The organism is Pseudomonas duriflava (genome assembly GCF_007830155.1).
In the GTDB taxonomy this organism is placed as follows: domain Bacteria; phylum Pseudomonadota; class Gammaproteobacteria; order Pseudomonadales; family Pseudomonadaceae; genus Chryseomonas; species Chryseomonas duriflava.
This window is the reverse complement of record NZ_VLKY01000005.1, coordinates 343,100-353,095: the sequence shown is the minus strand read 5'-3', so window position 1 is coordinate 353,095 and position 9,996 is coordinate 343,100. Positions and strand designations below refer to the sequence as shown.

Here is a 9,996-nt window from a genome sequence, read left to right as displayed (position 1 = left end):
CACCCAAACAATCTGTAAAGATTGCCTACGGGAAGACGCCTAAAGCCGAAAGCTTGCGAACCCGCAATTACCTGATCACATACCCATTCGAGGAAGCGAGTAACAGCGATTCCTCACCCGAATTGCTTGACGACTATAGAGCTCTGGAACCACCTGATCCCATTCCGAACTCAGAAGTGAAACAAAGCATCGCCGATGGTAGTGTGGGGCCTCCCCATGTGAGAGTAGGTCATCGTCAAGCACCTATACCCAAAACCCCCAGGCCTAACGGCCCGGGGGTTTTGTCTTTTCAGAGCCCAGAACTGAGCGGCAAGGGCGGCCAAATTTGGAGCAGGTTCCAAGCCAGACAGCATGGCTATACCAACGTTTTGGCTAAGTCTCTATTGCAGTGCCAGGACTTGATCTTAAGAGTTAATGGGCTGGCTATGGATTGGTGATAGGGCCTCTGCTTTAACAGTAGTGCCTAGAGTTGGGCCAACAACGTTAATACCACTGCTCTCAAGCCGTACAAATCTGCCGCCCAGGCTAAAGGTCAGCCCGCTTTGCTGACAGGTAGGTCAGGCGCTGAAATGGGATTCGGTTTGATGGTAGAAAGAGTCAGCCCTGGAGCTTAGTTCAGAGAAGAACCGGATGCTTGTTCATATTGGATTGAGCTATGCGCGCCTATGCAGTCAGAAACAACTCGTGGTGTGTAACCATCAACCCCGCGCTGTTCAAAAGCGGGAGCTGCATAACTGTTTCTTTCAAAAAAAGTTATCTGTCCCACTCTGTTAGCGGATATTGGCTGGCTTACATTGCCCAACCACACCTTTGCTGTTCAATGAGTGGGATTGGGAAAGCCGTTAAAAATCATGATGGGTAGTGCGTGTGTGAGAGGGGTGGGTAGAGCAAGCCTATCCACCTCTTGCTGTTATGCTGGCTCGTTTATCACTTGCTCTTCGCGTCGATGAATATATTTCCAGTCGTCCTCATCAATATAAATACCGTTCGGCCCGCTTCCACCTTCAAGGTCAATGGCTACATGAGCCGATACTTGCGGTTTGACGCTAGCCAAAATCGGAACGAACCCTAATTGCCGGCTGGTTTCTATTAGGGCAAGCTGGTTGCGCTCATCAATATCAGCCGCTTCATCCAAATAATAGGGGAGGCGGACGCGGCTGGCCTGTTCGCGATCCATCAGGTGCAGCAACAAGTACATGTTGGTCAGCGCCTTGATGGTCATCGTCGTACCATTAGAGGCTGCGCCATCGATATCGGTATGGATGACAGGTTGGCCGCCGACTTTGGTGATTTCAAAGGCTAGCTCGAACAAATCCTTTAGGCCTAGTTGGTTATGGTTGGCAGCAACCAGGCGCGCCAAATATTCTTTGGCCTCTTCGTTCTTAGCGTCCTGCTCGGCGCTTTGACTCAAATCGAAGACTGAAAGGGTTTCGCCTTCTTCATATTGACCAGCGCTATGGATGATCTGGTCGATGTGCTTAAGAGCTTCCTTGTTTGGTGCCAGTACGATGCGGAAGCTCTCCAGGTTGGATACCTGACGCCGATTGATTTCACGGTTAAACAGGCCGAGCTGGTGCTCAAGGTTATCGTAGTCGTTGCGGATATTGCGTAGCGTACGGGCGATATCAGTTACAGCGGCACGACGGGCCTTGGCCAGGGTCAGGGCTTCGTCCTGGCGATGAGCATAAGCGTTCACGAGCAGCATGAGGCGGCGCTCGGGGTCTTCTTCATTGTCGAACTTGGCGACGCCTTTTACGCGAACCTGCGCATAGAGCGCTTCGATCTGTGTGTCGATGCGCTGCAGCGCCTGCCAAGTATCCTGATAGTCGTTGAGAAGCGGCAGCAGGTTATCCATGGAGTCGTCGATGGCTTCCATAAAGGGAAGACCTTGAGGGAGATCCTTAGGCAACAACTGACGGCGACGCAGGGCATCCTCAAGCGTACGATTTTTGGCTTCTAGGTCGGCCAATTGGCGAGCAATGAGTTGAAGTTTGGCAGAGAGCTGTTGGACGCGCTCGGTGAACGCATCGCTAGAGCGTTTGAGTTCATCTTGAGTGGCCTCGAGCTGAGCGAGCTGCTCAAGCTTCTCGGCTTCGTGAGCGGCCAAGGTCTGGTAGCGGCGAAAATCCTCTAAGCCTTTTTGCGCGTCGAGAACATTCTGGTAGAGTTTTTCTGACTGTGCCTTGCTGGAGGCACGATCGGCTGCAACGGACTTTTGAGTTTGAAGCTGCTTGAGTTCTCGTTCTAGCCGGTCACGCTGCTCACGAAGGGCGGCACGGTCAGCTAGGGCTTGTAATGCAGGCGCTTCGATCGTTGAAAGATCAATACTGAAGCCGGGTGCCTCGAAGCGCTCACCTTTGAACGCCTCAAGTAGACTATTCAAGGTCTTGATCCACTGCTCCCCCTCTATAGTGATGCCTTTTTCACCCAAAGGAAGGCTAAACAGTGCGCCATTGAATAGGCGCATCAGACGGTCGACATCCTGTTGAGAAAACTCTTCACGCAGCCGAGCATAGCTATTATTGTCCGCATGATCGAGCTGTTGACGAAGCAGTTTAAGACGCTTTTCCAGCTCGCGGACGCGTTCGTCGAGATCGTCACTGCTGAACTGGCGTGACTGGGACAGCGCACCTGCCAACTCGTCGTGGGCATCTTTGGCAGCCAGCAATTGCTGTTCAAGTTGATCAGCAGAGGTGACCAACGCGAAGCGGTTTTTTAAGACGGATAATTCACCTAACCAGCGTTGGATGTCGCTCAACTGGCGTTCCAAGCGCATCATCTCCTGGGTGCTGTTGCGCTGCGTGTTTTGCAGGCGATCCTGCTCTGTGCGGAAGTGCTCAGCTTGGCCAACGAGTTCATCGCGACGGTCTTCTGAGTAGCTCTGCCATGTGCTTAACAGGCCATCAAGCAGGGGGGATAAGCGATGTAGCTTGCCGCGCAAACGGTCGCGCTGTTGCATACCGTTGGCTAGAGCCTCAACCAGCGGGCCAGCTGTTATTAGTGCCTGGTAATCCTGCTCCATACGGCGAACATCACGGAATGCTTCTTCAGTTGCGGCAATGTAGTCGACACTGCCAGAACGTAGGCTGTGCTCAAAGGCGTCCAAGAAGAGTTGCTTGAGCTTGGCGGCTGTGATTTCCCGCATGTGCAGAAGGTTAATAAACAGGGCGCGGAAGGTCTTGAGGCTTTGCTCGCTGGTGGAGCGCAGCGGAATGAGGGTCAGGTCCAGTGGGATGGAGGTATGCCCACCTACCAGTAACCGACGCAGCTCTTCGGGTTTGACCTCATAAGCTTTGATGCCTTCACGTTCCAGGTTTTTGAATAGCTCGCGCTGGCGTAGACAGGTGCCGTTCTTTTGATAATGGGCCAGGTCTAGCGCACCGGCATAGGCAAAGAACTGATGGCCGAAGCCGCCGCCCGGTCCACGTCCCACCACGCCAATGACATGAGGGCCATGGGACAATGAGAGTTCGACCAATATGTAGCTGGTGTCGGACGAAAAATAGAATTTGCGCGATTGCTCCAGGTTGTATTTGCCAAAGCTCATATCTGACATGCGTGCCAGAATAGGGAACTGAAGCGCGTTGATTGAGGCGCTCTTGCCGAGGTTATTGGCTCCATAGACGGATAGTGGATGCTCTAGCGGAAAGAGACCCAAGCTATAACCGGCGGTATTAAGCAGGGCAAAGCGGCGAATGCCGTAACGGGTTTGGCTCATACTTCGGCCTCCTGATAGGCGCGCTCTTCAGCGACGGCCCGGCTTAATTCATCGTCTTCGTTCAGTAAGGGAGAAAGCTCCGTCTCATCGTCAACCAGCGTAGGGACAGGTAACGGCAGGTCGCTATGCAGGGTAGCGGCCAGGTCCCGGTCCTGTTGGACAGCCAAGCAGACGTCCAGGAAGCGGTGCATGGGTGGCAGAAAACGATAGAGGCCGTTGTCTTCAGAGGCAAAGCCCAATTGTGCTAGGCGACGGAGAATTTTTTCTTCCAACTCGTCTTGGGTTTGCACTTCGGCTTGTAAGAAAAGGTCACGGTACTTTTCCAGAAGTGGTGGAAGCTCATCGCGGCCCAGGCTGCCACCGTCGAGCACGGCTAACGGGTCGCGTCCCTGGTCAGCAAGGTGCTCGACCATGATGAAGGTAAATAAGGCCAAGCGTTGAGCTGTCTTGTTGACCTGCGTGCCCATCTGGTCCGGGACAAAGTAGTAGAAGCCACGCGTGTCGCACACCAGCTCGAAACCAAGGGCCTTGAACAAGGCACGATAGGCGTCTTGAAGGTTGGAAAGCTGGGCGTATAGCTCCGGGTCGCGCCGGCTGATATGGAAGCCTTTAAGCAGCTCGCGAAAAATCGGGGTGAGCAGAGAAAGTTCGGTTAAATCAAGATGCATGGGTGTCGCTCGCAGTGTCTCGGTCGGAGAGGGCGAAAGAGCACAGGCTGATCCGGTGCTCAGCGGTATCGTAGTCACGGCGTGTCAGGCGCGTGCGCCGGAAACGGGTGTCGCGGGACAAGCGAGAAAACCAGTAGAGCAGCTCATCGGTGGCGCCCTCGGGTTCTTGATCCAGTAGCCAAACCATCAGATCAGGCAGGGGTAACGCCTGTTGGCAGCGCTCCAGCATTTCGCGTGCAGTGCGCGGCGCCAAGGGTTTGGCTGCGTCCTTGCGTGTCTCGCTGGCCTTGGGAAATTGGGCGGGTTTGGGCTCGAAACGTGCCAGAGCATAGACATAGCTTTCTACTTGTGACGCTGTACCGAGAAAGACGCTCTGTGGCCGGCTAAAGAGCGGTAGAGCGGCCTGTGGTACCGCGTCCAATCCCTTCCGGCGAATTGCTGCCAGTGCCAAGGCGGCTCCACGGGTAACCGCATTATGCCGACGGGCTTCTTCGCGAAGCGGTAGCAGTAATTCGCGGGCACGCCGCAAAGAAAGTTGCGCTGTGGTTTGCATTTCCAGAATTCGAGCATGGGTGCGCAGCAAAAGGTCATCGTCGACCAGTTGGCCCAGACGATGCTGCTCGCTCATCAGGCGTAGCAAAACATGTTCTACACGATGAACGCCTTTTTCAAACACCCCATCGGCTGAAACCAATTGAATCATCGGCTCGACGTATTCGTCCCAGGTAGCCAATACTTCAGCGTACCGTTGGCGCAGGGGAATTTGCCGATCACTGGTCTTGGCGCGTTCAGCCACACCGACCAAGGCATGTTCATCGTTGGTGAGTTTTTTCAGAACATCGCGTACACGCATATCGAGCAGGCGTAGCTGACGAGCCAGCTCATTGCCGTCGCGCATGTCGAAGGCTTCCTGAATGTGACTGGCCAGTCGTTCCAGGTGGCGAAGGTATGCCTCAATTTCTAGACATAGTCCCAGGCGGTGCTCGCGACGCAAGTAACCCAGAAAGTCATGAATTTGGGCGTTGAGCTCAAAGCGGTTTGGGCTTTTCGCGACCGGAACCAGAATGTCCAGGCGAATCCAGCTATCGAGCAGGGCTGTGATGTCAGCAGGGGTGCTATCCGGGAGCTGGGCGCTGAGCCGCGCACGCAGCTCGACAAGGCTTAGCGTGCCGCTGTCGAAATGCTCACACAGCGGGTCGAGGTGCGCCCAATGTTCGGCAAGAGCGCGAAGGACGCGCTTGGGATCGATCATGGCAAGGCCGTCTGCACAAAAAGCCGCGATTGTACTGCAAAGGCCTTGAGCTGACGGTAGCGTTTGACACATGGTCGTTTGGTTTGCAGAACAGGCGCGCTTTGGCCTTTTCGTTAGAAGCAAGGCACGCGATAATCACTTTCCTAATGGCGCCGTTACTGGGCGTCGGCAATTGATGAGCTGTATGACTTTTTTTCTGTTGGCAGAACACGTGTGATGATGGCCGAAGCGCGACGCCGCGCCTATCTGCGCGCCATGCAGGTGGACGTTTGGCTACCGAGGATGGAGTTACCTTTCGCCGCACCGTCGCGGCCGGAGCTCTTGAGTTTCGACGCGCAGCCGGTTACGGCATTACCTTCTGAGACAGCAACCGAGCAGCCAGCCGCTGTAGCGGCTACTCCGGCAGTAGCTCGGCCGGTGCGTCCTGAGTTGCCTAAAATTTCTCAGGTTCGTGCGGCTAAGCCCGATCCTGAGCCGGCTCCGGTAGCGGCCGAGCCGGTAAAGCGGGAGGCACCGCCGCGCTTTACCCTGCAACTATTACGTGCTGGCGGGTGTTTACTGCTAGTGGACTTGCCTACAGGCGCTTCATTGGCGGGGCGTGAGCCAGCGTATATCCTGCTTCGGAACATGCTACGTGCAGCAGGACTGCCAGACAGCCCACAAGCGATTGGCGAGCCGATCCGCTGGCCAATTCTGGCGGGGGCGACAAGCGTGGATCAGGGGCCTGCCGAAGCCCGGAGCTTTGTGCAAAGCGTAGTGGCTTCGTATCAGGAGCAGCACCCCAGTCTTTGCCTCTGGCTCATGGGCAGCGCGGCTACCCGCTTCGCCGCTGATGAGGCACTGAAAATCGAATGCCAGGAGGCCCGGCTGGACAGTTTAGGCTCTGCCTGGATAGTGCCGGGACTTGAAGCGCTACTAGAAGAACCGAGGCTAAAGGCAGACGTTTGGCAAGCCATGAAGCGACTAAGACCCCGTTGGACCGATGCAAAATGACTGACTCTATTCGTTTCCGGCCTATGATTGAGGCCGATCTCAATACCGTACTCAAAATTGAGTACGCCGCGTTCAGTCATCCCTGGACCCGGGGCATTTTTCAGGATGGGCTCAAATCTTATGATTGTTGGGTGATGTTCGAAGGGGAGCAGCAAGTTGGTCATGGAGTGATTAACGTCATTCTTGACGAGGCACACCTATTGAACATTACTATCAAGCCGGAAAGCCAGGGGCGGGGGCTTGGGTATCGACTGCTAGAGCACTTGATGTCCAAGGCTAGAGAAGCCAAGGCCAATGAGTGCTTTCTAGAGGTGCGCGAGAGCAATCAGGCGGCTTACCGGCTCTATGAGCGCTATGGCTTCAATGAGATCGGTCGCCGCCGCGATTACTATCCGGCGGCGGGTGGCCGTGAAGATGCATTGGTCATGGCCTGCACGCTGCTGGACTAATTAGTGCCCGGGCTTTTTCTCGTTCAAGTCGAAATCGTCAGCGGGCTGAGTGATATCTTGGTCTGTGGCATCGAGATCCGCTGATTTTTCAGCCCGGCGAACGTCCGTTTCGTTGGGTTCATCTGCGTTACCATCCCAGGCTTCGCCGTCAAGGGGAAGTGTACGGCCCATTTCCGCCTCGTCCATCCCAACGCCACCGCCAATATCGCTGCTATCAACTACGGTCAGCTCTTTATCAACCGGCCAGGCGTCACCGTACTCCTCCGGATTGCGTGCACCAGTATCATCTAGCAGTGTTTCGGGGGTGAGGTCGTCCATGGTGACATGGTGATCGACTGTTTCACCTTCCGTCATGCCTGCTTCGCTGACGCGTTCGGGAGGGAACTGTCCTTCGTAATCTTCCTCGGTCCGTTCGCCGCGATCCTTGCCATGAAAGAGCTCATCGTTGAAATCGAGCTCCTTCATACCGCCCATGCGGTCTTCATTGTCATCAATGGGTAAAGGGTTGGGGTTAGTCTCAGGCTTTTTCATGAGCGCCTCCTTATCACGTCATTCATCCCGGAATTCGGGGCATGTAGGTGTGACTCCATTCCGGCGGGGGGATTCCTTTGCCTGAAGATAGGCCTGCAAGGTTTAGGGGGGCAGGCGTTTAAGGAAAGACCCTGCGAACGATAGAGGAAATCTGGGGTCACATTTCATATGACTACTTTAGAGTTCGCTTTACCTGTACCCGTGCACCAATGTGCGTTGTTTTTAGATCTGGACGGAACGCTCGCTGCTATACAGCCCCGCCCCGAGCAAGTCTTTATTCCTGAAAAAACTCTTTCCGCTATTGATCGACTCTCTCGCCAAGGTATTCCTGTAACGGTTGTCTCAGGGCGCTGCCTTGATGATATTGACCGCTTGATCAAACCTCTAACGCTACCTGCCGCCGGTGTGCATGGTGCCGAGCGCCGCGATTTTGCTGGCACCCTGCATCGGCTGGCTTTGGATACAGACGTACTAACCCGGATCGCGTCCGAGTTGAGCGCTGCGCTCGAACCGTATCCGCAGTTGTATCTCGAAAGTAAAGGTATGGCGTTCGCCTTGCATTACCGGCAGGCACCGGAGCTCGAAAGTGAAACGCGGTGTATTGCAGAGTCGTTCGTGACGCGCTATCCCGATCAACTAACTCTGCAGCCCGGCAAATGCGTGTTCGAGCTAAAGCCGAAAGGGGCTAGTAAAGGGGCTGTCATTCGTACATTCATGGGGGAAACACCCTTTGCAGGTCGTTTGCCCGTGTTCTTGGGAGACGACCTTACCGATGAGGCAGGCTTCGAGGTCGTGAATGCATTAGGAGGCCTTTCCATCAAGATCGGTGAAGGCTCGACCCTGGCTCAGCAGCGACTGGAATCGGTCGAGGCTGTTGCGGATTGGCTGTGTGGTCTGGCGCAACTGGCTGACGACCCACACATACAACAAGAGGAAATGACATGAGCCGTTTAGTGGTGGTTTCTAACCGCGTGGCCCCTATTGAGCCGGGTAAGGCAAGTACTGGCGGGTTAGCGGTAGGGGTACTGGACGCTTTGCGTCAATCGGGTGGTATTTGGTTTGGCTGGAATGGTGACGTAACGGCCGAGGAGGTGCCTCCGGGCAAAAACCAGACTCAGGGCAATATTACTTACCATACGTTCGGCTTGAACAAGCGAGACTATGATCAGTATTACCGTGGCTTCTCAAATGCAACGCTGTGGCCGATTTTCCATTACCGCGTGGATCTATCGCGTTACAGCCGAGAGGAATATGACGGCTATCGCCGGGTAAATGCGTCGATGGCGCAGCGTTTGAAGCCCTTGCTCAAGCCTGACGACATCATCTGGGTGCATGACTATCATCTGATTCCTTTTGCCGAGGAGTGCCGGATGATCGGCATTCGTAATCGGATCGGTTTCTTTTTGCATATTCCTTTCCCAGCGTCGGAAATCCTGACGGCTATTCCGCCACATAACGAACTGTTAAAAACGCTGTGCTATTACGATCTGGTCGGCTTCCAGACCGATACCGACAAGCTAGCCTTTCAGGATTACATTACCCGTGAAGTGCGTGGTGTTCTGGAAAACGATGGTAGCTTGACGGCCTATGGTCATAACTTCCATATGGGCGTCTATCCCATTGGGACGGTACCTGACGATATTATCAAGCAGGCCGAGTCCTACCGCGCTCGCCGAAACTTTATCTCCCGCAGTATCGAAGGGATTCCTTACAAGACGATTGTTAGTGTTGATCGTCTGGATTACTCAAAGGGGTTAGTCGAGCGTTTCTGTGCCTTCGAGACATTGCTGGAGCGTTTCCCGCAACATCGCAAGGCCGCACAGTTCATTCAGATCGCACCGACCTCACGCTCTGATGTAAAAACGTATCAGAACATCCGTAAGCAGCTTGAGTCTCAGGCGGGTCATATCAATGGTCGTTTCTCAGAGCTGGACTGGACACCCATTCGGTATTCCAACAAAAGCTACGATCGCAGGACGATCATGGGCTTGTTCCGCTCCGCTGATGTAGGGCTTGTGACACCTTTGCGCGACGGTATGAACTTGGTCGCAAAAGAGTATGTGGCAGCACAGGACCCAGAAGATCCGGGTGTGCTGGTGCTGTCGCGCTTTGCTGGCGCAGCGCGTGAGCTGACCTCGGCATTGATTGTTAACCCCTACGATGTCGTTGGTATGGCTGAAGCGCTGGATCGTGCGATACGTATGCCCCTTGAGGAACGTAAAACGCGTTACGAGGACATGATGCGGATCATCCGCAAGAATGATCTGGCTTCCTGGCGCGATAATTTCTTGAAGGATTTGCGCAGCGTTAAGGTAGGTGCAGAAGCGGGTACCGTGACTACGCTTCGAGCAGTAGGTGCGCCAGTCGCCTAAAGGGTATGTTGAA

Annotated in this window: 8 protein-coding genes and 1 rRNA gene; 5 read left to right on the top strand and 4 right to left on the bottom strand. The window is 54.6% G+C overall.

Annotation, left to right across the window (positions count from 1 at the left end; genetic code table 11):
• Positions 1–125 precede the first annotated feature (125 nt).
• Positions 126–241, top strand: a 5S ribosomal RNA gene (gene rrf / locus IQ22_RS09755).
• Between the two features lie 669 nt (positions 242–910).
• Here rrf and mksF read toward each other — a convergent pair.
• From mksF to mksB, 3 genes are read right to left on the bottom strand one after another with little or no spacing between them, the layout of a single operon-like run.
• On the bottom strand, positions 911–3,718 hold the full coding sequence (gene mksF / locus IQ22_RS09750) for an Mks condensin complex protein MksF (RefSeq protein WP_145141159.1): 2,808 nt from the start codon (positions 3,716–3,718) through the stop codon (positions 911–913).
• The gene (gene mksE, locus IQ22_RS09745; protein WP_145141157.1) at positions 3,715–4,386 is read right to left on the bottom strand and encodes an Mks condensin complex protein MksE; all 672 of its coding nucleotides are present in this window, start codon (positions 4,384–4,386) and stop codon (positions 3,715–3,717) included. The genes mksF and mksE overlap by 4 nt, the downstream gene beginning before the upstream one ends.
• Positions 4,376–5,638, bottom strand: coding sequence for an Mks condensin complex protein MksB (gene mksB, locus IQ22_RS09740; protein ID WP_145141155.1), 1,263 nt, complete (start codon positions 5,636–5,638; stop codon positions 4,376–4,378). The genes mksE and mksB overlap by 11 nt, the downstream gene beginning before the upstream one ends.
• A gap of 216 nt (positions 5,639–5,854) precedes the next feature.
• On the opposite strand from mksB, the gene IQ22_RS09735 reads away from it, so the two are divergent.
• Positions 5,855–6,631 carry an energy transducer TonB gene (locus tag IQ22_RS09735; protein ID WP_145141153.1) on the top strand — a complete coding sequence of 259 codons (777 nt, stop codon included), beginning with the start codon at positions 5,855–5,857 and terminating at the stop codon, positions 6,629–6,631.
• Positions 6,628–7,080, top strand: coding sequence for a ribosomal protein S18-alanine N-acetyltransferase (rimI, locus tag IQ22_RS09730; protein WP_145141151.1), 453 nt, complete (start codon positions 6,628–6,630; stop codon positions 7,078–7,080). The genes IQ22_RS09735 and rimI overlap by 4 nt, the downstream gene beginning before the upstream one ends.
• On the opposite strand, the gene IQ22_RS09725 is transcribed toward rimI, so the two are convergent.
• A complete protein-coding gene (locus IQ22_RS09725; RefSeq protein ID WP_145141149.1) occupies positions 7,081–7,611 on the bottom strand; it encodes a hypothetical protein in 531 nt (176 codons plus the stop codon).
• Between the two features lie 168 nt (positions 7,612–7,779).
• Between IQ22_RS09725 and otsB the strand changes: the two genes are divergently transcribed.
• Positions 7,780–8,556, top strand: coding sequence for a trehalose-phosphatase (otsB, locus tag IQ22_RS09720; protein WP_145141147.1), 777 nt, complete (start codon positions 7,780–7,782; stop codon positions 8,554–8,556).
• On the top strand, positions 8,553–9,983 hold the full coding sequence (gene otsA, locus IQ22_RS09715; protein ID WP_145141145.1) for an alpha,alpha-trehalose-phosphate synthase (UDP-forming): 1,431 nt from the start codon (positions 8,553–8,555) through the stop codon (positions 9,981–9,983). Before otsB ends, otsA begins: the two co-directional genes overlap by 4 nt.
• Positions 9,984–9,996 lie beyond the last annotated feature (13 nt).

Coding starts and splice junctions, on each gene's coding strand:
- mksF (WP_145141159.1), bottom strand. CDS start 3,718: ATGAGCCAAACCCGTTACGGCATTCGCCGCTTTGCCCTGCTTAATACC.
- mksE (WP_145141157.1), bottom strand. CDS start 4,386: ATGCATCTTGATTTAACCGAACTTTCTCTGCTCACCCCGATTTTTCGC.
- mksB (WP_145141155.1), bottom strand. CDS start 5,638: ATGATCGATCCCAAGCGCGTCCTTCGCGCTCTTGCCGAACATTGGGCG.
- IQ22_RS09735 (WP_145141153.1), top strand. CDS start 5,855: ATGATGGCCGAAGCGCGACGCCGCGCCTATCTGCGCGCCATGCAGGTG.
- rimI (WP_145141151.1), top strand. CDS start 6,628: ATGACTGACTCTATTCGTTTCCGGCCTATGATTGAGGCCGATCTCAAT.
- IQ22_RS09725 (WP_145141149.1), bottom strand. CDS start 7,611: ATGAAAAAGCCTGAGACTAACCCCAACCCTTTACCCATTGATGACAAT.
- otsB (WP_145141147.1), top strand. CDS start 7,780: ATGACTACTTTAGAGTTCGCTTTACCTGTACCCGTGCACCAATGTGCG.
- otsA (WP_145141145.1), top strand. CDS start 8,553: ATGAGCCGTTTAGTGGTGGTTTCTAACCGCGTGGCCCCTATTGAGCCG.